The 26422-nt window shown below is 64.0% G+C and carries 24 protein-coding genes and 2 tRNA genes; 18 read left to right on the forward strand and 8 right to left on the reverse strand.

Translation table 11 applies throughout. The features are described 5' to 3' along the window. Positions 1 to 11: 11 nt before the first annotated feature. Positions 12 to 266 carry a hypothetical protein gene (locus ASILVAE211_RS00205; RefSeq protein ID WP_227319277.1) on the forward strand — a complete coding sequence of 85 codons (255 nt, stop codon included), beginning with the start codon at positions 12 to 14 and terminating at the stop codon, positions 264 to 266. Positions 267 to 278: 12 nt separating this feature from the next. On the opposite strand, the gene ASILVAE211_RS00210 is transcribed toward ASILVAE211_RS00205, so the two are convergent. Continuing rightward, positions 279 to 515, reverse strand: a complete 237-nt coding sequence (locus tag ASILVAE211_RS00210) for a hypothetical protein (RefSeq protein ID WP_227319278.1) — start codon at positions 513 to 515, stop codon at positions 279 to 281. Positions 516 to 551: 36 nt separating this feature from the next. Continuing rightward, the gene (locus ASILVAE211_RS00215; RefSeq protein ID WP_227319279.1) at positions 552 to 977 is read right to left on the reverse strand and encodes a hypothetical protein; all 426 of its coding nucleotides are present in this window, start codon (positions 975 to 977) and stop codon (positions 552 to 554) included. Positions 978 to 1190: 213 nt separating this feature from the next. On the opposite strand from ASILVAE211_RS00215, the gene ASILVAE211_RS00220 reads away from it, so the two are divergent. The 3 genes from ASILVAE211_RS00220 to ASILVAE211_RS00230 all read left to right on the forward strand — a co-directional run bounded on the left by ASILVAE211_RS00220 (position 1191) and on the right by ASILVAE211_RS00230 (position 3267). Continuing rightward, positions 1191 to 1838 carry a S24 family peptidase gene (locus tag ASILVAE211_RS00220; RefSeq protein WP_227319280.1) on the forward strand — a complete coding sequence of 216 codons (648 nt, stop codon included), beginning with the start codon at positions 1191 to 1193 and terminating at the stop codon, positions 1836 to 1838. A 92-nt stretch (positions 1839 to 1930) separates the two neighbouring features. Beyond that, positions 1931 to 2596, forward strand: coding sequence for a leucyl/phenylalanyl-tRNA--protein transferase (gene aat / locus ASILVAE211_RS00225; RefSeq protein WP_227320094.1), 666 nt, complete (start codon positions 1931 to 1933; stop codon positions 2594 to 2596). Further along, a complete protein-coding gene (locus ASILVAE211_RS00230; RefSeq protein WP_227319281.1) occupies positions 2593 to 3267 on the forward strand; it encodes a hypothetical protein in 675 nt (224 codons plus the stop codon). The genes aat and ASILVAE211_RS00230 overlap by 4 nt, the downstream gene beginning before the upstream one ends. Here the strand turns inward: ASILVAE211_RS00230 and ASILVAE211_RS00235 are convergent. From ASILVAE211_RS00235 to ASILVAE211_RS00245, 3 genes are all read right to left on the reverse strand, one after another. After that, entirely contained in the window at positions 3247 to 4818 is a 1572-nt protein-coding gene (locus ASILVAE211_RS00235) for a hypothetical protein (protein ID WP_227319282.1), read from the reverse strand. The two genes, ASILVAE211_RS00230 and ASILVAE211_RS00235, sit on opposite strands and share 21 nt — an antisense overlap. 10 nt (positions 4819 to 4828) lie before the next feature. After that, positions 4829 to 7513, reverse strand: a complete 2685-nt coding sequence (locus ASILVAE211_RS00240) for a glycosyltransferase (protein WP_227319283.1) — start codon at positions 7511 to 7513, stop codon at positions 4829 to 4831. A gap of 120 nt (positions 7514 to 7633) precedes the next feature. Then, the gene (locus ASILVAE211_RS00245; protein ID WP_227319284.1) at positions 7634 to 8527 is read right to left on the reverse strand and encodes a LysR family transcriptional regulator; all 894 of its coding nucleotides are present in this window, start codon (positions 8525 to 8527) and stop codon (positions 7634 to 7636) included. A gap of 116 nt (positions 8528 to 8643) precedes the next feature. Between ASILVAE211_RS00245 and ASILVAE211_RS00250 the strand changes: the two genes are divergently transcribed. Further along, positions 8644 to 9474, forward strand: coding sequence for an SDR family oxidoreductase (locus ASILVAE211_RS00250; protein WP_227319285.1), 831 nt, complete (start codon positions 8644 to 8646; stop codon positions 9472 to 9474). Between the two features lie 47 nt (positions 9475 to 9521). Here ASILVAE211_RS00250 and ASILVAE211_RS00255 read toward each other — a convergent pair whose 3' ends face one another. Further along, positions 9522 to 10556, reverse strand: coding sequence for an aspartate-semialdehyde dehydrogenase (locus tag ASILVAE211_RS00255; protein WP_227320095.1), 1035 nt, complete (start codon positions 10554 to 10556; stop codon positions 9522 to 9524). 168 nt (positions 10557 to 10724) lie between these two features. Between ASILVAE211_RS00255 and ASILVAE211_RS00260 the strand changes: the two genes are divergently transcribed. Then, complete coding sequence (locus ASILVAE211_RS00260; protein ID WP_227319286.1) at positions 10725 to 12269, forward strand: YifB family Mg chelatase-like AAA ATPase; 1545 nt, start codon at positions 10725 to 10727, stop codon at positions 12267 to 12269. 78 nt (positions 12270 to 12347) lie between these two features. Further along, positions 12348 to 13298, forward strand: a complete 951-nt coding sequence (locus ASILVAE211_RS00265) for a glycosyltransferase family 9 protein (protein WP_227319287.1) — start codon at positions 12348 to 12350, stop codon at positions 13296 to 13298. 306 nt (positions 13299 to 13604) lie between these two features. Here the strand turns inward: ASILVAE211_RS00265 and ASILVAE211_RS00275 are convergent, their stop codons facing one another. Further along, positions 13605 to 13793 (reverse strand): DUF5397 family protein, encoded by a 189-nt coding sequence (locus ASILVAE211_RS00275; RefSeq protein ID WP_227319288.1) that lies wholly within the window; start codon positions 13791 to 13793, stop codon positions 13605 to 13607. A 72-nt stretch (positions 13794 to 13865) separates the two neighbouring features. Next, positions 13866 to 16505, reverse strand: coding sequence for an alanine--tRNA ligase (gene alaS, locus ASILVAE211_RS00280; protein WP_227319289.1), 2640 nt, complete (start codon positions 16503 to 16505; stop codon positions 13866 to 13868). A gap of 357 nt (positions 16506 to 16862) precedes the next feature. On the opposite strand from alaS, the gene ASILVAE211_RS00285 reads away from it, so the two are divergent. The 11 genes from ASILVAE211_RS00285 to ASILVAE211_RS00335 all read left to right on the forward strand — a co-directional run bounded on the left by ASILVAE211_RS00285 (position 16863) and on the right by ASILVAE211_RS00335 (position 26177). Further along, on the forward strand, positions 16863 to 17990 hold the full coding sequence (locus ASILVAE211_RS00285) for an acetoin utilization protein AcuC (protein ID WP_227319290.1): 1128 nt from the start codon (positions 16863 to 16865) through the stop codon (positions 17988 to 17990). Positions 17991 to 17993: 3 nt separating this feature from the next. After that, complete coding sequence (locus ASILVAE211_RS00290; RefSeq protein ID WP_227319291.1) at positions 17994 to 18542, forward strand: DUF192 domain-containing protein; 549 nt, start codon at positions 17994 to 17996, stop codon at positions 18540 to 18542. A gap of 52 nt (positions 18543 to 18594) precedes the next feature. Next, a tRNA-Pro gene (locus ASILVAE211_RS00295) sits at positions 18595 to 18671 on the forward strand. A gap of 51 nt (positions 18672 to 18722) precedes the next feature. Then, complete coding sequence (locus ASILVAE211_RS00300) at positions 18723 to 19028, forward strand: ETC complex I subunit (RefSeq protein ID WP_227319292.1); 306 nt, start codon at positions 18723 to 18725, stop codon at positions 19026 to 19028. A 70-nt stretch (positions 19029 to 19098) separates the two neighbouring features. Beyond that, positions 19099 to 19175: transfer RNA gene (locus ASILVAE211_RS00305), tRNA-Arg, on the forward strand. 740 nt (positions 19176 to 19915) lie between these two features. Next, positions 19916 to 20809 (forward strand): sugar phosphate isomerase/epimerase family protein, encoded by an 894-nt coding sequence (locus ASILVAE211_RS00310; RefSeq protein WP_227319293.1) that lies wholly within the window; start codon positions 19916 to 19918, stop codon positions 20807 to 20809. A 51-nt stretch (positions 20810 to 20860) separates the two neighbouring features. Next, entirely contained in the window at positions 20861 to 21904 is a 1044-nt protein-coding gene (locus tag ASILVAE211_RS00315; RefSeq protein WP_227319294.1) for a sugar ABC transporter substrate-binding protein, read from the forward strand. Between the two features lie 14 nt (positions 21905 to 21918). Continuing rightward, positions 21919 to 23418, forward strand: coding sequence for a sugar ABC transporter ATP-binding protein (locus ASILVAE211_RS00320; RefSeq protein WP_227319295.1), 1500 nt, complete (start codon positions 21919 to 21921; stop codon positions 23416 to 23418). A gap of 24 nt (positions 23419 to 23442) precedes the next feature. Continuing rightward, the gene (locus ASILVAE211_RS00325) at positions 23443 to 24396 is read left to right on the forward strand and encodes an ABC transporter permease (RefSeq protein WP_227319296.1); all 954 of its coding nucleotides are present in this window, start codon (positions 23443 to 23445) and stop codon (positions 24394 to 24396) included. Next, positions 24393 to 25256, forward strand: coding sequence for an SIS domain-containing protein (locus ASILVAE211_RS00330; RefSeq protein ID WP_227319297.1), 864 nt, complete (start codon positions 24393 to 24395; stop codon positions 25254 to 25256). Before ASILVAE211_RS00325 ends, ASILVAE211_RS00330 begins: the two co-directional genes overlap by 4 nt. Positions 25257 to 25262: 6 nt before the next feature. Further along, positions 25263 to 26177 (forward strand): PfkB family carbohydrate kinase, encoded by a 915-nt coding sequence (locus tag ASILVAE211_RS00335; RefSeq protein ID WP_227319298.1) that lies wholly within the window; start codon positions 25263 to 25265, stop codon positions 26175 to 26177. Positions 26178 to 26422 lie beyond the last annotated feature (245 nt).

A 26422-nucleotide genomic window follows, 5' to 3' on the forward strand; every position in this document is an offset into this window, starting at 1 on the left:
AGACAAGGTTTATGCGCAAACATCTGGTGGCTTTGGCGACGCTCGGCGGGCTGGTTCTGCTGGCGGGCTGCACCGATCCCTATAGCCCCGGCCAGCGTGCGCTGGGTGGTGCTGCCATCGGCGCCGGCACGGGTGCTGTCATCGGCGGCATTGCCGGCGGCGGCCAAGGCGCTGGGCTCGGCGCCCTGATCGGTGGCGCCGTGGGTGCCGCCGGTGGTGCCGCGACGACGCCGCAGCGCCCCCGTTACTACAATAACGGCTACTGACGGCAGCATCGCCTATAGGCTTAAAGACGTGAGCGACGGCTGGCCTTGCCGGGTTTCGATACCGGCGAGGCGGCCGCCGTCTCGCGCCGAGATCATGATCATGTCGCCGGCCGACAGCATGTCGCAGGCATCGGCGAAAAAGCCCTGACCCGCGACATCGTCCAGCGGATCGGCTCCGGCCTTGTAGTGCCAGAGGGTGAAGCCATTGGCATAGGCCAGAACGCAGAGATTGCGGAACGCGAAAGACATCGGCAGGTCGCTCCCAAACGGCCAGGAAATTTATCCTCAGTCACCGAAGTCACAGGAAATTATACCTAAAGACCGCAGCGGCCATTCCAACCGTTCCAGCGCCTCGCGCCAGACCCGCCAATCGCCACGTTCCGTCGCCTGATCCGGATTGGGCGCACGGCCGCGATGGCCCCAGATCCGCAGGATACGGACATGATGCAGGTCGATCCGCCGGCGCCGATACAGCGTGTCGAGGCATTTCACGACCTCGGCCGGTGCGCAGATCGGGGATGCCATGCGTGTCCGCGCGCGAGTCCCTGGCAGGATGGGCTGGTCCGCAGCCGTTGCGGCCAGGGCCTTGATGGTCCAGAAAATACAGGCTTCGACGTCGCGGAAGGGCTGGCCTCGGCGCTGCGGGCGTCCCGGTTCGGGCGTGGGTCGGCGCTCCCGCAATGGCAGGGGCGATGGCTCGTTATACATCATGAGATGATCCGCTTTTTAGGGGTGCGAAGGGGGCAGCCGCCTTCGGGGGCTCAACGCAGGACCAGTCGATCCCACGAAACGGGTCAAATTTTCCGTTTCGATATAATAATAAATAAGGCTTTTGAGAGAGATTTGCAACCCAAAAATAGGTAAAGATTCTTATCTTGGGGCGGTCCGATTCGCCCTTCCGCACTTCAAACCGATGGAACCCCGATGCGGCACGAAGATATTTGGCGCGCGATTGATACTCTGGCGGCAGAACGCGGCTTGACGGCGTCCGGCCTCGCCCGCCGCGCCGGGCTGGACCCCACGACCTTCAATCAGTCGAAACGGGCAACGGCCGATGGCCGAGCCCGCTGGCCCAGTACCGAAAGCGTGTCCAAGGTTCTGGGGGCGACCGATGCGACGCTGGAGGAATTCGCCAGCCTGGTTTCGGGCGCCCGCGCTTTGCCGGCCGGTATCGGCCGCGCGGCGATCCGCAGGCTGCCGATGATTTCCATCAGCCAGGCGGCGCTGCCGGGTTTTTTCGACGAGACCGGCAATCCATCGGGCAAGGATTGGGATGAGACCGGTCTGCCGGACGTCTCCGACCCCCATGCCTATGCGCTGGAAGTCAGCGGCGATACGCTGGAACCCGTCTATCGGGACGGGGATTTTCTCATCATTTCGCCGCTGGCGCCGATCCGACGCGGCGATCGGGTGGTGCTGCGGGACCGCAAGGGCCGCGTCATGGTCCGCCAGATCGTCCGCCGGTCCCCTCGCACCGTCGATGCCCGGTCGCTTAACCCGGCGCGGGCCGATACAAGGCTGGAGACGGAGGCCATCGCCTGGATGCATCGCGTCGTCTGGGCCAGCCAGTGACGGATGGATCCTGCGGGATCGGAGAGGTCACAAGAATGCCGAAAACTGCGCCAGACGATTTACGCCGGCCGGAGTGATCCCACATGCGACGCATGCAGCGCCAGCACATGGACCTTACGCCCGACCTTCTTCTGCGCGCCTATCGCGTCGGGCTCTTTCCGATGGCTGAGACTCGGGGCAATTTTCGGCTCTATTGGCTTGACCCGGAATTGCGCGGCGTTTTGCCGCTGGACGGCTTTCATCTGCCCCGGAGGCTACGCCGCACCGTGCTGTCCGGCCAGTATCAGGTGACGACCGACCGGGATTTTCCGGCCGTGATCGCGGGCTGCGCCGAGGCAACGCGGGACAGGCCCGAGACCTGGATCAATCCGGTGATCGAGCGGTTGTTTACCGCGCTGCACGGCCAGGGCCACGCCCATAGCGTCGAATGCTGGGACGGCGATACGCTGGTCGGAGGCCTCTACGGTCTGGCGATCGGCGGCGCCTTCTTCGGCGAAAGCATGTTCTCCCGCGCCCGCGATGCATCCAAGGTGGCACTGGTGCATCTGGTCGCGCGCCTGCGCCTGGGCGGGTTTACGCTGCTCGACACCCAGTTCGTGACCCAGCACCTGTCACAATTCGGCACCGAAGAAGTGCCGCGCGACCTTTATCGTGCGCGACTGACCGCGGCCGTGGATCTGCCGGCCGAATGGCCCCTGCATCCCGAGGACAGCGTGCTGCGCGATGCCATCGAGACTTTAGGCAAGGATCCTTCATGAAACCCTCCATCAAGACCCGCCGCGACGCGGCCCGCTTTATGGCCGCCATGGCGGTCTCTGGCCTTGCGCTGGGCGCCGGCTTGTCCCGCGCGCAAGCGCAGGACTTTCCCAGCATCCAGCCGCAGCGCCCGGCGACGATTACCTATCAGCTCAACAGCACCCAGACCGGACCGATGCAGATCCAGGCTTTCGTCGATCCGGCGCTGCAGATGATGCGGCTGCAGGAAGGGCAGGGCGGCGACTATCTGCTGCTCGACCGGGGCCATGAACGCGTCATGCTGGTCTCCCCTGGCAAGCACCTCGTTTTCGCCGTCTCGTCCGAGGGCTTTTTGCACCGCGACCTGGGGCCTGGCTCGAACCTGCATTTCCACCAGCGCGGCCCGCGCCAGGTCGCCGGTCATGGCTGCATGGACTGGTCCGTCACCGGACCCGGCGGCCAGGGGGAGGCCTGCGTCACCCGTGACGGCATCCTTCTGGCTGGCCAAGGGCAGGGCAATCGGCCGGATGACCAAGGCCATATCCCGTCCGGGCAATTGACGGCCGTTGCCGTCAATTACGGTCCTGTGCCGCCGGATGTCTTCGGGATTCCGCCGGGCCTGCAGGAAGTGGACCTGCCGCCGAGCCTGCTGGCTTCCATGATCCCCGGCCTGTCAGGCCTGGCGATCCAGTAAGGGCGGCTTGCGGGCGGCAAGGATCGTCAGATTTTCGCCGAAATGAGCCAGACCGCGCGACCAGTAGAACAGCCGGGTGATGTCCCGGAATCCGGCCGCGCCTAATCGGGCTTCGGCGTCCGGCGCATCGTCGCCGTCCGTCAGCAGAACATCGCCCCCGGCACGGAGACTGTCATAGCCGGCCGCCAGCGACCGATCGAGATCACGGCCGGTGCCGCTTTGGCAGAGGACGAGGATATCGGCAGGCGGCCGGTCACCTCCCGTGACGCGCTCGCGCAGCCCGTCGCAGTCGAGCAGAGTGGGGTGGTTGGTGCTGACCCGGGGACGATGACCGGGCCGGCACCGTTGCGCCAGCAGCGTTGCCACGGCCCGGATATGGCTCGGCTGCCGGCAGGTCAGGCAGTGCAGAGACCGGCCCCAGTTCGCGGCTCGGGGTTCGCCGTCGAAGCGGGACGGGGCATGGCAGAGGGCACAGAAGCCGGGGATATTCTCGCCGTCCCATAGACGGCGCTCAATCAGCCTATCCACGCTGCGCCGCTCAGCGGCATGGATAGGCTGCGCCGTGATTGGAAGAAAAGGCATTGGCGATGCCGCCGCGCGCCGTTCCGCTTCGATCCCGGCCGGGCTATGCACATGCCGGCCGTCCCCCTGGCTCCAGCTAAAGGCATAGGGAATGCCGCTGTAATAGGCATGGCCATGCGCCATGACGGACTCGCGGTAGATGTCGAGCAGCTTGCGGACATCGCCGATCGTGCCAATAGAAAAGACTTCGCTGTGGCGCGAGAAGAAAGAGCGGGTCTCGATCCTGTTGCCGCTGAAATGGAAGAAGCGCAGCGCTTCGCCGTTGACCGACCAATGCCCGGCGCCATCCACGCGGACCAGTCTCTGGGAGAGGTTCCAATAGGCGACGTTATAGCCCGGATGCCGCAGGATGGCCGTGCGATCGATATAGGCGGGAAAAAGATCCGCCCATTTCTGATCCACGAACAGCCCTTCTTCCAGCGCGATGACGCAGTGCGTCTCCAGCCGCCTTGCCCACCAGGCAACGACCCGCCGAACCTCGGGCAAGGCCCGCAACACGCAGAAACCCAGATTATAGATGCCATAGCGCAGAAACTGCTGATCGTTCATTTCCGCGAATTCGGAGGGTGCCACGATATGCGGGGTGAGGATGCAATCGGCGCCGCCATCCAGCAGCGCCTGCACTTCGATGAAAGGGCTGAAGACCAGGATATCGGGGTCCAGGTAAAGAATCGGCTGGCCGGGATAGCGCCCGAACAGCAGCAGGAACACGAAAGGCTTCAGGGCGGTATTGAGTTCGGTGATGTTGTAGCTTGCGCGCATTTCCGCCCAGCGTGCCATGCCGAGGTCAGAGACTTGGATGATGTCGAAACCATAAGTCAGCGCATCGAAGTCGCTCGCATCGTCGCAGAGCGCGACATGGAACAGCACATTGTCATGATGTGCGGTCAAGGATTGCCAGAGTGCCTGCGCATAGCCGAGATAATTGCGCGCGCAGATGGTGAAGACGATCATCGGGGCCGCCGTCATCGCCGCTGCCTCACGCGGCGATTGCCATCGGCTCGGCAGGCAGCCCGAGCTGTCCCAGCACCTCAGCCAGAATTCTGCGCCCACGGCCGAGGGAGTGGCGCTGTCGCGCGATCGTCAGGCAGGCACCCGAAAGCAGCTGCCACTCGGCCGGATCTTGATACAGTCTGGCGATGATGGAAGCGAAGACATCCGGCTCATCGGCCAGGAGCCTCGCCGCCATACCATCGATGTCCATGCCTTCGGCGGCCATCGATGACATGACGCAGGGCAGGCCGAAGGAAAAGCTTGAAACAACCTTGCCCTTGGCCCCGGCGCCATAGCGCAGCGGGGCGACCGTCAGCCTGAGCCAGTCGAGCCAGGGATCGAGCTCCGGGACAAAGCCGACGATATCGACACCGGGCATTGTCAGGTCACGTAACCAGGGCGGCATATCGGCGCCGATGATATGGAACTCGGCGTCCGGCAGTCGTGCGCGCACTTTCGGCCAGATTTCGTCAAGGAAATAGCGGACGGCATCAAGATTGGGCGAGTGTTCGAAGCCGCCGATGAAGCCGATGCCATGACGTGCCTGAAACCCGGCCCGCCGTCCCGGAATGCATCGGGCTATGGGCATCAACACGATATCGGCGCCGGGCACCAGGCTGCGCGCCCTGTCTCGGTCAGAAGAGGCTGCCACGAAGGTGACGTCGGCCATGCGGATCAGATAGCGCTCGCGTTCCTCCAGGCGGCTGGCCTCATGGCGCAACGGCCGATCATCCGTCAGCGCGGCTTCACGGTCCATGCGGATATGATGCAGGTCGACCGTATTGAAGATGACGCGTGCCTGCGGCGCGAGGCGGCGCATATGGTCGATATACAATCCACCGCATTCGACGCGCGACAGGATGGCAAGCGTGAGGTGGCGTCCGTGCTGTTGCAGGAAGCTTTGCAGGCTGCCGAAATCCGCAGCCGCAATCACGGTCACGCCGTGATTTTGCAAAGCAATGCCATAGGCGTTGATACTGTCATATTCCGCTGTGGCCGCGAACAGAACATCATAGCCGAATGATTGCAGTGTTCTGATCATATTGAAGGCGTCGAGCGATCCGGAATCGCGGTCGGTGCGCGGATAGCGGCTGTCGATGATCAGCGCTTTCGGTGTGTTGTCGTTGCCAAGACAAAATTTAGGTGGCGGCACGAAATCGTCGATATTGCCATCCTTGGCCGCACTTTCTGGGACGCATGCGGCGGTGACGGCGAGGGGATCGGCAGGGATCGGCGGTGCGGTGATGGAGGCCGTTCGCTGTGTCCGGCTTGGCAGCCATTGCACGGTCATGGTCCGCCATGCCGCCCTGGCGGCGCCGCGCAACAGGCGGGCCGGCCCCGGAAACCATGTCACCAGACCACGCAGAGGGCGTGTAATACGCCAGCTTGTGCTGCCATGAAGATCAGCGATCCGCTGGTCGCGGGCCATGAGCTGGTGCGACAGGTCATCCAGCTTGCTCAGAGTTGCGTAATAATCTTCGCGTAAACGGGCCAGCGCTTGATCAATCTCGGTTTTCGCCGCCGCCAGATGGGATAATTCAGAACGCGCCTGGTCTGCGTCGTCTCTGTGGTGCTCTGCCAGACTTCGGGTTTCGTCGAGCGCGCGGCGTTGGCGGGTGTCTCTTTCTTCGTATCGTGCGATCTCATCGGCAAGGTTGCGGGTGTTCTCGGCATGGTCCGCCTGCTGCGCCTCGCCAAGCGCGGCCAGCCGGTCACGGTCTTCGTAAACCGCATCCGCTGTCTTGATATAAAGCCGGATTCGTTCGGCAAACCGTGCCGAACTTGCGCCGTGGGAACCGAAAGCGCCGGCGAAGGTTTCAAGCGATACGGCCTGTGGTCCCGATGTGTAATGGCGCGCGATCAAGAGCAAGGCTTCGGGGCGTATTAGCAGCGGCGGGTTGATCAGCAGCCGCCATGCCTCGGGCAGCCGGATGTCGTTTTCGACAGCGGCATACCAGGCTTTGGCGCCGTCCAGATCGTTTTGAAACTTGCAGGCCAGGCCCATGGAGGCTGCCAGATCGGCCCATTTGAACGGCAGGTCGATGCAGCCGGAATCCCAGAAGGCAAAAGGCCTGCGATAGGCCGCCGCCATGACAGCGCCATGCAGCGAGGCCGTCAGCACGAAATCCGCTGCCGCGATTGCGTCGATGAAAGGGCCGATCGCCTCCAGGCTGGCCGCGATATTCGGCCGCAGCACCAGATCACAGCCGGTCAGCGCCAGCAATTCCGCGTCCGTCCGCTGATCGAGGAAATGGGGAATGCAGAGGCGGCACCCGGCGAAGGCCGATGCCGGTTTCGGGTCGTACAAGGCGGCGACCAGAAATCCTGGATCGCTACAGGGAATATGAGCGCCCAGGCGCAGCTGCGACCGGCTGAGCGGACCCCGCACCGCCAGAACCTGGGCGCGGCTTCTTTGTCCTTCGGACAGCCCGTCCGGCTTGCGCAGGCCGCAGCCCCAGAAGACGACCGCATGATCCTGGCTTGCTTCCGGGGAGACGAACATATCGTCCAGCACGCTGCCGACGAGGTGAATGCCGCGCGCTTCGCTCGGCGTCGGCAGAAACAGATATTCGAGGAAGAACTCGGTGAGATAGTCACCGAAATTCTGGTCGGTCTTGTCTTGTAACCAGTAATGCACCTTCGATAGTTTCGCGGAACTGCGCATATGCATGGCAGGGCTCGTCCCGATATCGTCAATCTTGTGCTGGGCCGGCGCAGCGCCAAGCCATTCGCATGAGCTAGCACATATAGTTCGATATCAAAACAAAAAATCACTATTGATCAATGGCTGTCAGGTCACTGTCTTCATGAGGTCGATGAAGGCGCGCAGCGCCGGCGGTACATGGCGATGGCCGGGATAATAAAGGAAAAGCCCAGGGATCGTCGGACACCAGTCATCCAGCAGGATGACCAGTTCACCACGATCGAGATAGGGCTGTGCCGAGCGTTCCACGACATAGGCAATGCCGAGGCCGGCGGCAGCGGCCCGCACGATGAGGCCGGGATGGTCGAGCGTCAGATGGCCCGGCACATCGATGACGATTTCCTGGCCATGGCGCTCGAATTCCCAGCGATAGGGTTTGCCGCTGGGCATGCGGATGCGGATGCAAGCGTGATGACGCAGGTCGTCCGGCGTCACGGGTGTCTTGCGGCCCTTAAGGTAGCTTGGAGCGGCGACAGCAATGAAGCGCGCATCGCCGCCGAAGCGCACGGCCACCATGTCCTGCGGTACGGATTCGCCCAGCCGCACGCCGGCGTCGAAACCTTCCGCCACGATATCGACCAGCCGCCCTTCGGTGACGAGGTCGAGTTCGACATCTGAGTAGCGCTTCATGAACTCCGGCACGACCTGCGCCAGCAATATGCGCGCGCCCGCTTCGCCGGCATTGATGCGCAGGCGTCCGCTGGGCTGGGCCGCGAAGGTCGTCGCTTCCGCCAGCGCGCCGTCGAGGTCGCGTAGCACGGTCTGCAAGCGCGCCATCAGCCGGTCACCCGCTTCGGTCGGCGACAGGCTGCGGGTGGTGCGATGGAGCAGGCGCACGCCGAGCGATGCCTCCAGATGGCGCATGATATGGCTGAGCGTGGATGGCGACATGCCCAACTCGTCCGCCGCCTTGCGGAAGCTGCGATGGCCGACGATGGCCGCGAAGGCCCGTAATTCGCTCAGGCTCGGTTGGTCATTCATGGTTAATTTTCACCAAGTCATGCTGATCCTTCCCGATTATCCCAGCAATGAAAAGGCGCAAATTTCCACGACGGCCAGGCGCCGCAATGCAGCGGCCGGCCATTGGGAATTTTTGTATGTCCAAGACATGGTTCATTACCGGCACCTCGTCCGGCATCGGACGGCATCTGACCGAACGGCTTCTGGCGCGCGGCGACCGGGTCGCCTCCACGGTCAGGCAGGTGGATGCGCTGGATGACCTGAAGGCGCTTTATGGCGAGCGGCTATGGGTCGCAGCACTCGACGTCACCGATCTGGAGAGCGTGCGCGATGTCATGGCCCGCGCCTTCGCGGAATTGGGTCAGATCGACACCGTGGTCAGCAATGCAGGGTACGGCCTATTCGGCGCGGGGGAAGAGGTGAGCGATGATCAGATAAGGTTGCAGTTGGACACGAATTTGCTCGGCTCCATCGCCGTCATCCGGGCGGCACTGCCGCATTTGCGCGCCCAGGGGGGCGGGCAGATTCAGCAGGTGTCGTCGGAAGGTGGCCAGATCGCCTATCCCAGCTTCGGCCTCTATCACGCGACCAAATGGGGGATCGAGGGCTTCGTGGAGGCCGTGGCGCAGGAAGTGGCGCCCTTCGGCATTACCTGCACCATCGTCGAGCCGGGGCCGGCCGGCACCAGCTTTTCCACCAATGCCATGCGGGCGGAGGCCATGGACGTCTACGCCGCGACGCCAGCGGGGGCGATACGGCGAGCGCTGGCAGAGGGCAGCTTCGCTATTCGCGGTGACGCGGACAAGATGGCCCAGGCGATGATCGATTGTGCCGATAGCGGCCGCGCACCACGGCGGCTTTTGCTGGGCGCGGAAGCCTATGGCCGCGTCCACGCGGCACTAACGGCCCGCTTGGCAGAACTGGAAGCCCAAAGAGACGTCGCTGTCTCCACCGAGCGCGACGCTTAACAAGCCAATCAGGCCGGGTCAGTCCTATACGACCCGGCCTGCGAGCGTCAGGCGGCTTTGGGCTGGCTGAGCAGGTTCTGCGCGATCAGGCTTTCCGCGATCTGCACGGCGTTCAGTGCCGCGCCCTTGCGCAGATTGTCGGACACGCACCAGAAGGCGAGACCGTTCTCGACCGTCGGGTCTTTGCGGATGCGGCTGACGAAGACATCGTCCTCGCCCGCGATTTCGGCCGGTGTCGCATAGCCGCCGTCCTCGCGGACGTCGATCACGGTCACGCCCGGCGCGTCGCGCAGCGCAGCGCGGGCCTCACCCGCCGTCACCGGCAGTTCGAATTCGACATGCACGGCCTCGGCATGGCCGATGAAGACAGGCACGCGCACGCAGGTCGCCATCACGGCGATATTGGGGTCGAGAATCTTCTTCGTCTCCACCACCATCTTCCACTCTTCCTTGGTGGCGCCGTCATCCATGAAGACGTCGATATGCGGGATGACGTTATAGGCGATGTTCTTGGTGAATTGCTGCGGCGTCACCGGGTCGTTCACGTAGATGGCGCGGCTGTTGTTGAACAGCTCGTCCATGCCTTCCTTGCCGGCGCCCGAGACCGACTGATAGGTCGCGACGGTGACGCGCTTGACGCGAAACTCGTCATGCAGCGGCTTCAGTGCCACGACCATCTGGATGGTCGAGCAATTCGGATTGGCGATGATGTTCTTCTTGCGGAAACCGGCCAGCGCTTCTGGGTTCACTTCCGGCACCACCAGCGGCACGTCCGGGTCCATGCGGAAATGGCTGGTATTGTCGATGACGACGCAGCCGGCCGCTGCCGCGCGCGGGGCGTGAATGGCGGAAACCGAGGCGCCGGGGCTGAACAGCGCGATATCCCAGCCGTGGAAATCGAATTTTTCCAGGTTCTGGGTTTTCAGCACGCGTTTGTCGCCGAAAGAGATTTCGGTGCCGGTGGACCGGCCGGACGCAAGGGCGGCAATATCGCTAATCGGAAAATCCCGCTCGGCCAGCGTTTTGAGGATTTCGCGTCCCACTGCGCCAGTGGCACCTACGACCGCGACCCGATAGCCCATCATCCTTGCTCCTGTTCCGCTCCCAGCGATTAGGGAGGGGCGACCCGGTTAGCGATTTCATGCCGATTTCACAAGCGAAGCCTCTGCCGGGCTGCCTCCCGGCCGGCGATGGACAAGGCTGGATCAGGCGGATTAACATTCCAATATCGTTATAATTGGAATGAACTTATGGGCGTGGTCCGGGTGCAGAGCTTCGCCTTCTCCGGCATTCGCGCCGTGCCGGTGGAGGTGCAGGCCCAGGCCGCCGGTGGCCTGCCGGCCTTTCTGGTCGTCGGCCTGCCGGACAAGGCGGTGGGGGAGGCGCGGGAGCGGGTGCGGGCGGCATTGGCCGCCATGGGCCTTGCGCTGCCGCCCAAGCGGCTTCTGATCAATCTGGCGCCGGCCGACCAGATCAAGGAGGGCAGCCATTTCGACCTGCCGATGGCACTCGCCGTGCTCGGCACGATGGATATTCTGCCGCCCGAGGAACTGGCCCGCTTCGCCGCTTTGGGCGAACTGGCGCTCGACGGCGGCATCGTCGCGGTCGCAGGCATCCTGCCGGCGGCCATCGCGGCGGCGGAGCGCGACTGGGGGCTGATCTGCCCCGGCGTGCAGGGGCCGGAAGCCGCCTGGGCCGGCAATCTGGCGATCCTTGCCGCTCCTGACCTGATGAGCCTGATCAACCATTTTCGCGGCACGCAAATCCTGATGCCGCCCGGCGTCGCCGGTCTGGCGGAAGCGCCGCCGGGGCCGGATTTGGCGCAGGTCAAGGGCATGGAGCTCGCCCGCCGCGCCATGGAAATCGCGGCGGCCGGCGGCCATCATATGCTGATGATCGGGCCACCCGGCGCCGGCAAATCCATGCTCGCCTCTCGCCTGCCGGGCATTCTGCCCGATCTCAGCCCCATGGAAGCGCTGGAAGTCAGCATGGTCCATAGTGTCGCCGGCATGTTGCAGGGTGGTCAGTTGCTCAAAAGGCCGCCCTTCCGCGAGCCGCACCATTCCGCCTCCCAGGCGGCGCTGACGGGCGGCGGCCAGCGGGCCAAGCCCGGCGAGGTCAGCCTCGCCCATCGCGGCGTGCTGTTCCTCGACGAATTGCCCGAATTTCCGCGCGCGGCGCTGGAGGCTTTGCGCCAGCCGGTGGAGGCCGGGCGCACTACGGTGGCGCGGGCCGCTGCGCACATCACCTATCCCGCGCGGTTCCAGATGATCGCGGCCATGAACCCCTGCCGCTGCGGCCATTTCGGCAATGCGGCGCGCGAATGCGGTCGGGCGCCGCGCTGCGCCGAGGATTATCAGGGCAAGATAAGCGGCCCGCTGATGGACCGGATCGACCTTGTCGTCGAAGTGTCCCCCATCACGCCTATCGAGCTGTCGCGTGCGCCGGCCGGTGAAACAAGTGCCGTGGTCGCGGCCCGTGTGGCCATGGCGCGTGCGGCGCAGCGGGAAAGAGCCGGTGAGGCCGATGGCGGTTGGCTGAATAGCGAACTGGAGGTGGACCGCATCGTTTTGCAACCGGATGCGCGGGACTATGCCGAGAAGGCCGCTGAGCGCTTGGGCCTTTCGGCGCGGGGGTTTACCCGCATGCTGCGTGTTTCCCGTTCCATCGCCGATCTGGCCGGGGTCGAAACCGTCCGCCGCATCGACGTTGCGGAGGCCTTCGCCTATCGCCATCGTGCGCCCGGGCAGCCTACGCTGCGGCCACGCAAAAACCAGGGCGTGGCGGCCGATTGAGCGCCGCCGCATTTCCTCCCGCGCCGGGATAGGCTAGGCCTGGGGCCGGATCGGCTGCAGATAAGGCGCATTCCCGCGATGGCTCGTCGTCAAGACCCGAAGACCGCGAAGCGGATCCTGGTGATCCGCCTCAGTGCGCTGGGCGATTTCATTTTGTCCTTTGGGCCATTCGCCGCCATCCGCGCGGCGCACCCGGATGCCCATATCACGCTGCTGACGACACCCGCTTTCGCGCGGCTGGGCCGGCTCAGCCCCTGGTTCGATGAGGTCGCCATCGACCGCCGCGCCCCTTGGTGGGACATTGCCGGGTTCCTGAATATTCGCCGGAAGCTCAGGGGCTATGACTTCGTCTATGATTTACAGACCTCCGGTCGCTCCAGCCGCTATTTTAGGCTGGCCGGGCGGCCGGGCTGGTCAGGCATCGCCGGCGGCGCATCGCATCCGCATGCCAATCCCCACCGCGATCTCATGCACACATGGGAAAGGCAGCGCGATCAGCTGGAGATGGCCGGCATTGCTGCCGTGCCGGTGGCGGAGACCGACTGGCTGATCCGGGCCGCCGATTTGCCGGCAATGCCGGACCGCTATGCCCTGCTGGTGCCGGGTGCCGCGCCGCATCGGCCCGCCAAGCGCTGGCCGACGCCCTTCTACGGTCAGCTTGGCAGCATCCTGATGCAGCGCGGAATCACGCCGGTCGTCGTCGGCACCGGCCCGGAAGGCGCGATGGCCAAAACCATTCAGGAATTCTGCCCCGAGGCTGTCGATCTGACAGGCCAGACCGACCTACCGGGGCTGGCGGCGCTGGCGGCCGGCGCGCGCTTCGCCGTCGGCAATGATACGGGGCCGATGCATCTGGCGGCTGTCATGGGCTGCCCGACGGTGACGCTGTTTTCCTATGACAGCGACCCGTCCCGCACCCAGCCGCGCGGCCCCCAGGGCCAGTTCGGCATCGTCCTGCGTGAGGACAATCTGGCCGACCTGCCGCTGGATGACGTCACCGCCGCGCTGAGCGAGGCGGATCTGCTTTAGGATTGCCGCGCAGCAAATCAAATAGCCGTTCAGCCCTTCACCAAGGGCGTGAAGTCGGACCAGTGCTCAACCTTGAAGGCGCGGATGTCGCGCACCGATGCCGGAAACAGGGGAGGGCCTTCAAGGCCATAATGGCACTAAAAAGATTAGCGAGATCGTCCCTGTCGGTCAGATATAGACTGCCTTGGACACGGTTGAAACCGAACCCTGCCAGCGTGGCACCGATATCCGTGTAGGCTTGCGCCACACTGCGCGGATGGTGTGTCGCCGTATCGGCAACAACCAGATCGAAAGCGACCGCGAACATCAGTTTTCTCGCGGGTCCTTCAGGATATCGTGCAGCTTGTAGTCCAGTTCTTCGCCGGTTTCGACGACCTGGATGCGCATCAGCCGATCACCGTCGGGCAGTTGCCGGACGGAGCGCAGAATTTCGTAAACAGGGCCTGCCGAACCAAACCGCCGCCATGTGCCGATGAGCTGTTCTGTCTGCAGCATCGTCGCCTCCTATCAGGCTTGCCCCAGCTTCTGGGATTGACCTAACCGGAGGCGAGGATAGCGGCTGGCGGCTCAGCCCGCCAGCTTTGCGCGCACGGCATCCAGCGCGGCATCGGCCTTCTCTCCATCCGGGCCGCCGGCCTGGGCCATGTTCGGGCGACCGCCGCCGCCCTTGCCGCCGGCCGCTTCGGCTGCCGCCCGCACGAGGTCGACGGCGCTGACCCGGCTGGTGAGATCATCCGAGACGCTGACGACGATGCTGAGCTTGCCGTCAGCGGTCGAAACCAGCGCCACGACGCCGCTTTCCATCTGCTTGCCGATGGTTTCCGCCAGACCCTTGATATCGCGCGGGGAGACGTCACCCAAATTGCGCGCGGCGAGCTTCAGGCCCGCGATCTCCTCGATGGCGGCAGCGCCGGCACCGGTCGCGAGCTTCTTCTGCGCTTCGCTCAGCTGGCGTTCCAGCTTCTTGCGGTCTTCGACCATGGCCGCGATGCGCGCGGGCAACTGGGCCGCCGGAACCTTCAGCGCGGCCGCGGCTTCATCCAGCAGGCGCTCGGTCTCGCGCAGGCTGAGGAAGGCGCTTTCGGCGGCCACCGCCTCGATGCGGCGCACGCCGGCCGAGACGCCGGTTTCGCCGACGATGCGCAGCAGGCCGATATCGCCGGTGCGGGCAACATGCGTGCCGCCGCAGAGTTCGATGGAATAGGCGCCGCGCTCACCATCGCCCAAGCCCATGCTGACGACGCGGACTTCATCGCCGTATTTCTCGCCGAACAACGCCATGGCCCCTTCCGCGACAGCGGCATCCGGCGTCATCAGCCGGGTGGTGACAGCGCTGTTTTCGCGAATGCGGGCATTCACCTCGGCCTCGATCAAGGCCAGTTCCTCGGCCGTCACGGGCTTCGGGTGGCTCACGTCGAAGCGCAGCCGGTCCGGCGCGTTCAGGCTGCCCTTCTGGGCGACATGGGTGCCGAGATGGCGGCGCATCGCCTCATGAAGCAGATGCGTGGCCGAGTGATGGGCGCGGATGGCGCTGCGGCGGGTATGATCGACCTTGGCCTGGACCGCGAAACCGGGGCGGGCAAGGCCGCTTTCGACGCGACCATAATGGACGAAAAGATCCCCGAGCTTCTTCTGCGTGTCGGTGACCGTGATGACGAGGCCGTCAGCGCCGGTAATGAGACCCTGGTCGCCGACCTGGCCGCCGCTTTCGGCGTAGAAGGGCGTCTGGTTGAGGATGACGGCAACCTCGGTTCCGGCCATGGCATCGGCCACAGGCGCGCCGTCGGCGACAATGGCGAGGATTTCCCCTTCGGCGCTTTCGGTCGCATAGCCCAGGAACTCGGTCGCGCCGAGTTTCTCTTTCAGGTCGAACCAGACGCGGTCGGTCGCGGCATCGCCGGACCCGGCCCAAGCGGCCCGCGCACGGGTGCGCTGCTCGGCCATGGCGTCCTCGAAGCCCGAGACATCGACCGTGCGGCCCTGCTCGCGCAGCGCGTCCTGCGTCAGATCCAGCGGAAAGCCATAGGTGTCATAGAGCTTGAAGGCGACGTCGCCGGCCAGCGTCTGGCCTTCGCCGAGCTTGCCGGTTTCTTCCGCGAGGAGGCTGAGGCCGCGCTCCAGCAGGGAACGGAAACGGGTTTCCTCCAGGCGCAGTGTCTCGGTCATCAGCGCCTGCGCCTGCACGAGTTCCGGATAGGCCTGGCCCATCTGGCGCACCAGAGACGGCACAAGGCGCGGCATCAGCGGGTCGGCCGCGCCCATCTGATAGGCATGGCGCATGGCACGGCGCATGATGCGGCGCAGCACATAGCCGCGGCCTTCATTGGAGGGCAGCACGCCATCCGCCATCAGGAAGCAGCTGGAGCGGAGATGGTCGGCGACCACACGGTGGCTGGTGCGCTCGGCCCCGTCAGGGTCGCGGCCGGTGGCCTCAGCGCTTGCCAGAATCAGGGCGCGCAGCGTGTCAGTGTCATAATTGTCGTGCTTGCCTTGAAGGATCGCGGCAAAGCGCTCCAACCCCATGCCGGTATCGATGGAGGGGCGGGGCAGGGCCGTGCGCGTGCCGGGCGGACCTTCTTCATACTGCATGAAGACGAGGTTCCAGATTTCGATGAAGCGGTCGCCGTCCTCGTCCGGGCTGCCGGGCGGCCCACCCGCGATATGGGGGCCGTGGTCGAAGAAGATTTCGGAACACGGACCGCAGGGGCCGGTATCGCCCATGCGCCAGAAATTGTCGGAGGTCGCGATGCGGATAATCCGCTCGTCCGGCAGGCCAGCGATTTTGCGCCACAGGGCGGCCGCTTCCTCGTCCTCATGATAGACGGTGACGAGCAGCTTATCCTTGGGGAGCGCGAAATCCTTCGTCAGCAGGGTCCAGGCATGGGTGATGGCCTGTTCCTTGAAATAGTCGCCGAAAGAGAAATTCCCCAGCATTTCAAAGAAGGTATGGTGGCGGGCGGTATAGCCGACATTGTCGAGGTCGTTATGCTTGCCCCCGGCGCGCACGCATTTCTGCGCGGTCGTCGCCCGGCTATAGGGCCGTCGTTCCTGCCCGGTGAAGACGTTCTTGAACTGGACCATGCCGCTGTTGGTGAACATCAGCGTGGGGTCGTTCCGCGGAACGAGGGGAGAGCTTTCCACCACGCTATGCCCATTGCGGGCAAAGTAGTCGAGGAAGGTCGCGCGGATATCGTTGCTGCTGGCCATGGCGGGCAAGATCTCAAAGACTGGGATGGGATAAAAGTTAAGTCGCACCTAGCGCACCCGTCCGGCGCTGTCACCTTGTCCGGGGCAGATTGCGGGAGCTATGCGTCTGGCGCGGTAATTTACGAGCAGAACAGCCTTAAATGCGAGGGTTGATTCGCAAAATTATTCGTAATTGCGGAAGCCTGTTCGCTATGCGGTTCAGTTCTGCAAAAATGTGCTTGCAAAGATCATTCGTTCAAGCTAGTTTTTGCATCGCAGCAACGGCGGTCCTTGATCGTGTTGCTGCTTTCTTGGACGTTTCCTCCCTAAACTTGGCGGTGCTTCGGCACCGCCTTTTTTTGCTTTGAGGGATATTGCGTGGGTCTGGCCAGCGTCGCCCCAACCATACCGCTTTTGATCGGCAGCGACATCTATCGCTTCTCGACCTATGGGCCGACGCATCCGCTGGCTGTGCCGCGCGTCTCCACCACTATCGATCTCTGCCGCGCGCTGGGCTGGCTGCCCGATGCGGCCTATCGCGACAGTCCGATGGCGACGTTGGCCGCACTCGGCCGCTTTCATGATCCTGCCTATCTGGCGGCGCTTCTGCAGGCAGAGCGCTCCGGCATTGTCAGTCCGGAAGATCGCGAGCGCTACCGCATCGGCACCGACAATAATCCGGTCTATCCGGAAATGTTCCGCCGGCCTGCGACTTCGGCTGGCGGCGTTATGCTGGCCGCGGACCTGACGGCGGAGGGCGGCATAATCCATGTGCCGGGCGGCGGCACCCATCACGGCCGGGCGGATCGCGCGTCTGGCTTCTGCTACGTCAATGATTGCGTGCTCGGTATCCTGACCTGGCTGGATCAGGGCCTGGACCGTGTCTTGTATCTGGACTTGGACGCCCATCACGGCGACGGCGTGCAGGATGCCTTTGCCGGTGAGCCCCGGGTTCTGACCGTCAGTATTCATGAGGCCGGACGCTGGCCGCACACGGGAAAGGCGGAGGATCGCGCCTTCGGCTCGGCCCGCAACCTGCCCGTGCCTGCTGGCTATCATGATACGGAAGCCCGCTTTTTGCTGCAGGAGGCGGTGCTGCCGCTGATCCAGCGCTTTCGCCCGCAGGCCATCATGATGCAATGCGGCGCGGATTCCCTGGAGGAAGACCCGCTGGCCCGGCTGTCCCTCTCCAACAACGCCTATTGGGCAGCGGTCGCGGCTGTCTTACCCATGAGCCCGCGCCTGATCCTGCTGGGCGGTGGCGGCTATAACCCCTTCACCGTCGCGCGCTGCTGGGCCGGCATCTGGGCGACGGCAAACGGATTTCAGATCCCCGAAATTTTGCCCAGTGAGGCTGAGACAATCCTGCGCCGACTGGTCTACAACCGCGCCGCCGGTCGCAATCCGCCCGCGCATTGGATGACCACCCTGGCCGATCCGCCAAGGGAAGGGCCGGTGCGGGCGGAAATCCGCCAGCTCGCCGCCGTCACGCTTCAGGAGACCTAACGGATGCGCCTTCGCCTTCGCACCATCATCCTCGTATTCATCCTTTTGCTGGTCCTGTCCGCCGTGCCGATCGTGCTGGCGCTGATCGCCCCGGTTCATGCCCAGGACGATGACCCGACCGGCCCGCAGGCGACGCTGGCGGTGCAGCCGCTGACGATCATCGACGACCAGGGCAAGCCGCATCAGTTCAAGGTCGAGATGGCAATGACGCCGCAGGAACAGGCGACCGGTCTGATGTTCCGCAAGGTCGTGCCGGCCGATAGCGGCATGCTGTTCGTATTCCCGACCGTCCAGCCCGAGCCCTTCTGGATGAAGAATACGCTGGTGCCGCTCGACATGGTCTTCATCAATGCCGACGGCACTATCCGCGCGATTGCCGAGAATACGGTGCCCTATAGCCTGGCGCCGGTCGACAGCGGCGGCCCGGTGAAGGCGGTGCTGGAACTGCAAGGTGGGCTGACGGAAAAGGAGCAGATCTCGGTCGGCGATCAGGTCGTTGCCCAGAGCTTCGGCAATGCCAAGCCGGCCCCCGCCGCAGCGGGTAGCAACTAAGCGGCCGGACGGGCTGGCATATTGCGCCGGTCCGGCTATACATCGGGTTGGACGGGGCGTGGCGCAGCCTGGTAGCGCGCGTGTTTTGGGTACACGAGGCCGCCGGTTCGAGTCCGGCCGCCCCGACCACCGGATAAGTGACACCGGAACTTCGGGTCCGGCAGGATGGGAGGAGTTCCGATGCGCGCACGTATTTTTCGGCGGCCGAAATCCGCGATGCAATCCGGCTTCGGCGCGCAGCACCATTGGGTGCTGGAATGGCAGCGGCAGGAGCCGCAGCGGCCTGATCCCCTGATGGGCTGGATCGGCGGCGGTGAGACGCAGCAACAGGTTGTCCTGTCCTTCCCGACGCGGGAAGAGGCGATTGCCTATGCCGAGCGCAACGGCGCTGCCTATGACGTGGAAATCGTCCAGGCACGGGCCGTCAAGCCCAAAGCCTATGCTGATAATTTCCGCAACGACCGGGTCGATAACTGGTCCCATTGACGGCTTTCTGGCCGGATATAACCCGGCCGGTCTGCGGCTTTGCTGTGCGGCATCGGCTTGCGCAGCCTGGGCGCCCTTAGCTCAGTTGGATAGAGCAACTGCCTTCTAAGCAGTAGGTCGCTGGTTCGAATCCAGCAGGGCGCGCCAATTTACTGTCCCCCATCAATCAGTATTCGTTTGCAGTGGTTCCCGGCTTGAGCGGGGGCCGCTCAAGATCGGCATGCTGCGTGTTCTTGCCTCTTCTACAAAGTTGATTGAGCAAATTTTGACGGTCCGACTGTGGAGCCTTCGACGGTTCTAAGATGATTACCGAGCGGGCCGTTTGGCGTGTCATCCAAAATGACCGAAGCAGGCAGGAATTTCAGTCATCGCTCCAGTAGGAATCTGCGGTCCTGTCTTGGGGAGGACTAGGCATTCTGCTCGTGAAGCTCTTGATAGGCAGCCAAAATAAAATTCCGATAGAGCTAGAATTTTTTGATTTAGCAATAAAAATTGAGGCTCAATTCGACCTGTAGGAGACGGTTTTGCCGCGCGCTTTGGGCCGGAATGGCTTCGTCGGGTATCGGCGCTATGGAACGCGCGGGCGTCCTCCATAGGCGCGCGGATGCGGGTGATTATGGCGTTGCGGGAGGCTGGCCCTCGCCTCCCACGGTCACGCCAGGTGCTCCTGGCCGGAGCCTCTGGCCCCTGTCGGGACAGGAACGGGCAAGCCCAAAACGACACTTGAAACTTTACCAAAGATCATTTACCGGTAAAGTTAATCAAGGTTGGAGGCCGCCCAAGTGAGTTCCCTACAGTCTTTGCCGTTCGCTACGCGGCTTAATTCCTTTGCGTCACATCCTCAGCTTTTCTGGCCGGATCTGGTTGGTAAACCCAAGCCAATGCAGATGGTGCAGCGCGCCGCGACGGTGGACGGCCTCACCGTGCTGGATCTCAACTTCCCGGACCATTTTTCCGGCACCGAGCCGGTTGAGCTTGCGCGTCAGATCCGCAGCGAAGGGCTGGAGATCAGCGGCCTCGCCATGCGCTATTACAGCGTCCGCGAATTCGCCCTCGGCGCCTTCACCAACCCGGACCCGGTCGTGCGCCAGAAGGCGATCGATCTGACCAAGCGCGGCTCGGACGCCGCCGCCGCCTGCGACGCGCCGATGCTGACGCTGTGGTTGGGCCAGGACGGCTTCGATTACGCCTTCCAGATGGATTACGCGCGCGCCTGGGAAATGGAAATCGAAGGCATTCGTGAGATTGCCGACCATAACCCCAATGTTCAGATCAGCCTGGAATACAAGCCGAACGAGCCGCGCTCCTTCAGCCTGCTGCCCGACGCCGCCACCACTCTGCTCGCGATCGACGAAGTAGGCCGCCCCAATCTCGGCGTCACGCTCGACATGGCCCATGTTCTCTATGCCGAAGAAAATCCGGCCTTTGCTGCTGCCCTCGTCGCACGCCGCAGCAAGCTGCTCGGCCTGCATCTGAACGATGCCTATGCCAAGCGCGATGACGGCCTGATGGTCGGCGCTGTCCATTCCGTGCAGACCATCGAACTGCTGCGCCAGATCAAGCGCGATGGCTATTCCGGCGCGCTCTATTTCGACACCTTCCCCGATATCACCGGGCTCGACCCGGTCAAGGAATGCGAGACGAACATCAAGACCGTTCGCCGCATGATCGCGATCGTCGATCGCCTCGACCAGAACAATGGCCTCACGGACGCGATCCATCGCCAGGATGCGGTGGGCGCGCAAGCCATCCTGCAGCAGATCATGCTGGGGAATGACTAAGCGGACTGAAAAATAAGCGGCGCGCAATGCGGCGCATCGAGAGGGAACACTATGAAAAAGCTACTCCTGGCTGCCACGGCGGCTTTGCTGCCCATGGCTGCCGCCGCACAGGGGCTGCCCCCGCTCAATCCGGATACGGATGCAAGCCGGATCGACTGGTTCAACCTGTCCAAGCTCGGCGCGATGCCGGATGTGCATGGTCAGCACTATGGTGTTGTGCTGAAGACGTTGACAAATCCCTATTGGCGGCAGTTGGCGGAAGGCTATCGCTACGGCGCGAAGCAGGACGGTAGCCGCGTCACCGTTCAAGCCGCGCAGGGCGAAAGCGACCAGATCGGCCAGCTCTCCATCATGGAGAATATGATCGACGGCGGCTACAAGGGTCTGCTGATCTCGCCGCAGACGGATGCCAATCTACAGCCTTCGATTGATGAGGCCGCCAAGGCCAATCTGCCGGTGGTCGACGTCGATGACGCGGTGGTGCCGTCCATTGCGCATTTCGTTGGCAATGTGCAGCGCGACAATGGCGTGCGCGCGGCCAAGTGGTTCATCGCTCATTTCCCCCAGGGCGGTAAGGTTGCCGTCATCGAAGGCCAGGCCGGCGTCTTCGCCGCCATCCAGCGCACGGCCGGCTTCGTCGATACCATCAAGGCAGCCAAGGGCTTCACCCTGGTCGCGAATGTTCCCGGCAATTGGGACCGCCAGCAGTCCTATGATGCCGCAACAACCATTTTGCAGCAGCATGCGGACTTGATCGGCTTTTACTGCAACAATGACACGATGGCGCTTGGCGTGGTGGAAGCGGTGAAATCCGCCAACCGCCTGGGCAAGACCGATGTCATCGGCACCGATGGCACCAGCGACGCCTATACGTCGATCAAGGCCGGCGAACTCACTGGCACGGTCGACAGCTTCCCGAAGCTGACCGGCGTGATCGCGCTTGAGGTGATCGAGCGTATCGCCGCCGGGCAGCAGGTGCCGCGCGTGGTGGCGACGCCCCAGGCGCTGGTGACCCAGGAGAACATGTCCCGCTACGACGGTGACCTTGCATCCCAGGAAGCGGCGCTGAAGCAAGACGCGGCCGCCGCCCAATGAGCCAAGCGCCGGACATGCCGCGGCTCGCGCTGCGGGACATCAGCAAGACCTATGGCGCGTTCGCGGCCTTGTCCGGCGTCTCTATGACTGTGGGCGTCGGCGAGGTGCATGCCCTGCTGGGCGAGAACGGCGCGGGTAAATCCACGCTGCTCAAAATTCTCTCCGGCATCCTGCCGCCGACGAAAGGCCATATCGAGGTCGACGGCGAAGCCCTGGCCGGGCACTCCATGGCGAATGCCCGCCGATCCGGCATCGCCATGATCCATCAGGAGCTGCAGCAGGTTCCTGAATTGACCGTGGCCCAGAACATGTTTCTGGGCCGCCCCATCACGCGCGGCGGCGTGCTGCTCGCGCGTGATGAGATGCGCCGGCGCGCTGTGGAAGCGCTGGCCCGCATCGACAAGGATATCGATCCAGACGTCAAGATTTCGACGCTGCGCGTGGCGCAGCGGCAGATCGTCGAGATCGCGCGCGCACTTCTGTTCGAGGCGCGCATCATCGCAATGGATGAGCCGACATCGAGCCTGATGCCGGCCGAAGTCGAAAAGCTGGGTCAAATCATTCATCAGCTCGCCGCGACGGGCGTGTCGATCATCTATGTATCGCATAAGCTCGATGAGGTTCGCCGCTTCTGCCATCGCGGCACGGTGCTGCGGGACGGAAAGCTGGTCGGCACGATCGAACTTGCCGATGCGACCGAGGAGCAGATCGTCTCCATGATGGTCGGCCGCGATCTGACGCATGAGATTCACCCCACCGCCAGGACGGAGGAGGTCGCCCTCGAAGCGCGCGGCCTGACCTGGCAGAATCGCGTGTGCGACGTCTCCTTCACGCTGCATAAGGGCGAAATTCTGGGCTTCGCCGGGCTGATGGGTGCCGGGCGCACCGAGGTGCTTCACCTGCTGGCCGGGCTGGAAAAGCCGCAAGCCGGCGAGATTCTGGTGAACGGCCGGTCGGTGCGTTTCCGCTCGGTGCGCGACGCCATCCGCAGCGGCATCGGCCTGCTGCCGGAAGAGCGCAAGAAGGAGGGCATCGTGCCGCTCCGCTCCGCGCTCGCCAATGCCGGCATCACCTCGCTGGACAGTTACAGTCCGCGCGGACTGATCAACGGCGGCAAGCTGCGGCGCGACGTGATTGCGGTCTTCCGGTCATTGCAGCTGCGGCCCTTCGACCCGGACAAGCCTGTGCGGCTCTTCAGCGGCGGCAACCAGCAGAAGGTCGTCATCGCGCGCTGGCTGGTGGCCGGCGTCAAGGTGCTGCTGTTGGACGAGCCGACGCGCGGCGTCGATGTCGGGGCAAAGGGCGAAATCTATCGCGTCATTCGCGACCTGGCGGCGGCGGGCCACGCCATTATCGTCGTCTCGTCCGAATTGCCGGAAATTCTCCATATCAGTGACCGTGTGATGGTCATGCGCAATGGGCGTGCGGTGGCCGAATTCGGCCGCGACACGATGAGCGAAGAAGCCATCATGCAATATGCCGCCCGCGATACACGGGTCGAGGAGGCTGCCTAAATGGCTGTTCAAGGAACTCTCCCCATGACGGATGCGAAGCGTCATCGTCTGGTTGCCTTCAACCTGCGCGACGCCGGGACGCTGTTCGGTCTCGTCGCCATCGCCATTGTCTTCGCCGTGCTGGCGCCGGACTTCCTGACGACCCATAACCTCATCAACATCCTGCAGCAGTCCAGCATCAATGCCTGCGTCGCCATCGGTATGACGCTGGTCATCATTTCCGGCGGCATCGATTTGTCGGTGGGGCCCACGGCCGCACTTTCGGCCGTTCTGACGGCCATGCTGATGACGTCGGGCGTGCCGCTGCCCATCTCGCTGCTGGCCGGTCTCGGCGTCGGCCTGCTGTGCGGCTTCGTCAATGGTGCGCTGATCTCCTTCGCCGGCCTGCAGCCCTTCATCGTCACGCTCGGCACGCTGAGCCTGTATCGGGCGCTGGCCCTGATCTTCACCGGCGGCAACCCAATTTTGGGCCTGCCGAACGGCTTCCGGCACGTCTTCAACGCCTATATCGGCATCGTGCCGGTGCCGGTGATCATCGTCGCGGTTCTGTCGGTGATCGGCTGGCTGCTGCTGCGCAAGGCGCCGATCGGCGAATATATCCTGGCGGTCGGCGGCAATGAGGAAGCGGCGCGGGTTGCCGGTGTGCCCATCGCGCGCACCAAGATCACGACCTATATGCTGTCGGGCGCCCTGGCCTTCATCGCCGGTATCATCCTGATCGGCCGCCTGGGCGCGGCCGAGCCCGTGCTGGGCAATCTTTGGGAGCTTGACGCCATCGCGGCGTCGGCCATCGGTGGCGCCTCGCTCATGGGCGGGAAGGGGAGTATTGTCGGCACCCTGCTCGGAGCGCTGGTGCTTGGGGCGATGCGCAACGGGCTCACTTTGATGGACGTCCAGGCCTTCTACCAGCTTCTCGCGACCGGCATCATCATCATCGCCGCGATGCTCGTTGACCGCTTCACCCGGGGCCGCGCATGAGCGAGACCCCGGCCGAGCCATCCACGGTCGGGGCCCGCCTTCGTGCCTTGAGGCCGATGCTAACCCCCCTCGAAAACCGCATCCTCGATGTGGCTTTCGAGGAAGGGTTCGAGGAGACCACGCCGCTCACCTATGTCGCCGAGCAGGCCGGCGTATCTGAGGCCATGGTGGTGAAGACCGCCAAGAAGTTCGGTTTCGCCGGCTTTCGGGATTTTCGGGAGCAGGTCAGCGCGTATAACGCGCAGCCCAGTGCTGCCCTGCATAAGGAAATCGGGCCTGAGGACAATCAGGCCGATATCATGCGCAAGGTCTTCAACACGGCCATTCAGGCGCTGCACGAGACCCTGGCGATCATCGACCTGGAGACCTTCGCCAAGGTCGTCGATGCCATTTCAGCCGCGCCACGCCGCGACCTGTACGGTATCGGCGGTTCCGCGCAGATCGCGCGCGACGTCTCGCATAAATTCCTCCGCATCGGCCTGCGCAGCACCGTCTATGACGATGCCCATATGATGCTGATGTCGGCCTCCCTTCTGGAGCCCGGCGATATCGCGATTGCCTTCTCGCATTCGGGCCGCACCAGCGCCGTCATCGACGGCATGCGTGAGGCGCGCCGTCGTGGTGCGACGACGATCGCCGTCAGCAATTACGCCCATTCCCCGCTCGTCGACGCTGTCGACCTTGTTCTGTGCTCCACGGCCCGTGGCTCCCCTCTGCTGGGTGAGAACGCCGCCGCGCGCGTGGCGCAGCTGACCGTGATGGATGCGGTCTTCGCCGCCATCGCAGCCAAAGCCTATGACATTGCCGAGCGGAACCTTGAACGCACAACAGCGGCGGTTGCCGCCAAACGGGAACGGTAACGCATCATGGCGATCGATGTTCTGGTCGTGGGCAGCCTGCATTACGACATCCTGGTGCAGAGCGACCGGCTGCCGCGCACGGGCGAAACCTTTCCCGGCAGCCACTGGATGACCAAATGCGGCGGCAAGGGCGGTAATCAGGCTGTTGAAGCCGCCCGGCATGGCGCGGCGACGGCCATGGTGGCCTGCATTGGAGAGGATGAATTCGGCGGCCGGCTTCTGGATAACCTCGCCTCATCGCGCGTCGATACCCGCTTCGTTGCGCGCGGCAAGACCGGTTCCGGCATGAGCGTGGCGATCAGTGACCCTGCCGGCGATTACGGTGCCATTATCGTGACCGGCAGCAATGCGCTGATTGCCGAGGCGGATATTCTGGCTGGTGTGGCCGAGCTTGGCCCGGACGGTATTCTGGTTCTACAGAACGAAGTGCCGGAAGCCGCCAATCTGATCGTGGCGCGCGCGGCCCGTGCGCGGGGCGCCCGCGTTGTGATCAACGCGGCGCCGGCGCGCGCCTTGGCGCCTGGCCTGCTGGCGCTCATCGATATCCTGATCGTCAATGCGGTGGAGGCTGAGATGCTCGGCAGTCGCGCGGTTGAGGATCTGTCGTCCGCCGTCACGGCGGCGGCGGAATTGAGTGCGCTTGTGCCCGCCGTCATTGTCACGGCTGGCGGTGACGGTCTGGCGCTTCACACCGCCGGGCGTGGCACGTCGATCGCCGCTCACCGGGTTGCTCTCGTCAGCACCCATGGCGCGGGCGATGCCTTTGTGGGGGCGCTGGCGGCTCAACTCGCGCGGGGGACGGAACTGGAACAGGCGATGGCCTATGCCAATGCCGCGGCCGCCGTTCTTGTCTCAACCGCCGAGGCAGCGCGCGCCGCGCTGTCTCCCGACGATACGGAAAGACTGCTGCGCCAGGCCTGAGGGCCGCCAGGCCAAGGGTTTTTGCCGCGCCGGCGATGCCGGCGCGCGCTTCGCATCTCCCATAATCTCCGTCCAACCCGCGCGGGCTGATCCCGCGGGCTGTTAGCCAAGCCGGCGAACCCGGCTTTTTGGCGATATCGCGCGTTTTTAGCCAAGTTTCGGCCGCGTCGTCACGTCCCAGGATCACAAATTCCGGAGCTTTCCGGCCTCGCGACCGGCCCGATGAGGGATTCGTCCTGTCGGCG

This window comes from Acidisoma silvae (genome assembly GCF_020618775.1).
Taxonomy (GTDB): Bacteria; Pseudomonadota; Alphaproteobacteria; order Acetobacterales; family Acetobacteraceae; genus Acidisoma; species Acidisoma silvae.

What these genes read in the sequence shown, in the direction of transcription:
- ASILVAE211_RS00205 (WP_227319277.1), top strand. Translation starts at nt 12, where the DNA reads ATGCGCAAACATCTGGTGGCTTTGGCGACGCTCGGCGGGCTGGTTCTG.
- ASILVAE211_RS00210 (WP_227319278.1), bottom strand. Translation starts at nt 515, where the DNA reads ATGTCTTTCGCGTTCCGCAATCTCTGCGTTCTGGCCTATGCCAATGGC.
- ASILVAE211_RS00215 (WP_227319279.1), bottom strand. Translation starts at nt 977, where the DNA reads ATGATGTATAACGAGCCATCGCCCCTGCCATTGCGGGAGCGCCGACCC.
- ASILVAE211_RS00220 (WP_227319280.1), top strand. Translation starts at nt 1,191, where the DNA reads ATGCGGCACGAAGATATTTGGCGCGCGATTGATACTCTGGCGGCAGAA.
- aat (WP_227320094.1), top strand. Translation starts at nt 1,931, where the DNA reads ATGCAGCGCCAGCACATGGACCTTACGCCCGACCTTCTTCTGCGCGCC.
- ASILVAE211_RS00230 (WP_227319281.1), top strand. Translation starts at nt 2,593, where the DNA reads ATGAAACCCTCCATCAAGACCCGCCGCGACGCGGCCCGCTTTATGGCC.
- ASILVAE211_RS00235 (WP_227319282.1), bottom strand. Translation starts at nt 4,818, where the DNA reads ATGACGGCGGCCCCGATGATCGTCTTCACCATCTGCGCGCGCAATTAT.
- ASILVAE211_RS00240 (WP_227319283.1), bottom strand. Translation starts at nt 7,513, where the DNA reads ATGCATATGCGCAGTTCCGCGAAACTATCGAAGGTGCATTACTGGTTA.
- ASILVAE211_RS00245 (WP_227319284.1), bottom strand. Translation starts at nt 8,527, where the DNA reads ATGAATGACCAACCGAGCCTGAGCGAATTACGGGCCTTCGCGGCCATC.
- ASILVAE211_RS00250 (WP_227319285.1), top strand. Translation starts at nt 8,644, where the DNA reads ATGTCCAAGACATGGTTCATTACCGGCACCTCGTCCGGCATCGGACGG.
- ASILVAE211_RS00255 (WP_227320095.1), bottom strand. Translation starts at nt 10,556, where the DNA reads ATGGGCTATCGGGTCGCGGTCGTAGGTGCCACTGGCGCAGTGGGACGC.
- ASILVAE211_RS00260 (WP_227319286.1), top strand. Translation starts at nt 10,725, where the DNA reads ATGGGCGTGGTCCGGGTGCAGAGCTTCGCCTTCTCCGGCATTCGCGCC.
- ASILVAE211_RS00265 (WP_227319287.1), top strand. Translation starts at nt 12,348, where the DNA reads ATGGCTCGTCGTCAAGACCCGAAGACCGCGAAGCGGATCCTGGTGATC.
- ASILVAE211_RS00275 (WP_227319288.1), bottom strand. Translation starts at nt 13,793, where the DNA reads ATGCTGCAGACAGAACAGCTCATCGGCACATGGCGGCGGTTTGGTTCG.
- alaS (WP_227319289.1), bottom strand. Translation starts at nt 16,505, where the DNA reads ATGGCCAGCAGCAACGATATCCGCGCGACCTTCCTCGACTACTTTGCC.
- ASILVAE211_RS00290 (WP_227319291.1), top strand. Translation starts at nt 17,994, where the DNA reads ATGCGCCTTCGCCTTCGCACCATCATCCTCGTATTCATCCTTTTGCTG.
- ASILVAE211_RS00300 (WP_227319292.1), top strand. Translation starts at nt 18,723, where the DNA reads ATGCGCGCACGTATTTTTCGGCGGCCGAAATCCGCGATGCAATCCGGC.
- ASILVAE211_RS00310 (WP_227319293.1), top strand. Translation starts at nt 19,916, where the DNA reads ATGGTGCAGCGCGCCGCGACGGTGGACGGCCTCACCGTGCTGGATCTC.
- ASILVAE211_RS00315 (WP_227319294.1), top strand. Translation starts at nt 20,861, where the DNA reads ATGAAAAAGCTACTCCTGGCTGCCACGGCGGCTTTGCTGCCCATGGCT.
- ASILVAE211_RS00320 (WP_227319295.1), top strand. Translation starts at nt 21,919, where the DNA reads ATGCCGCGGCTCGCGCTGCGGGACATCAGCAAGACCTATGGCGCGTTC.
- ASILVAE211_RS00325 (WP_227319296.1), top strand. Translation starts at nt 23,443, where the DNA reads ATGACGGATGCGAAGCGTCATCGTCTGGTTGCCTTCAACCTGCGCGAC.
- ASILVAE211_RS00330 (WP_227319297.1), top strand. Translation starts at nt 24,393, where the DNA reads ATGAGCGAGACCCCGGCCGAGCCATCCACGGTCGGGGCCCGCCTTCGT.
- ASILVAE211_RS00335 (WP_227319298.1), top strand. Translation starts at nt 25,263, where the DNA reads ATGGCGATCGATGTTCTGGTCGTGGGCAGCCTGCATTACGACATCCTG.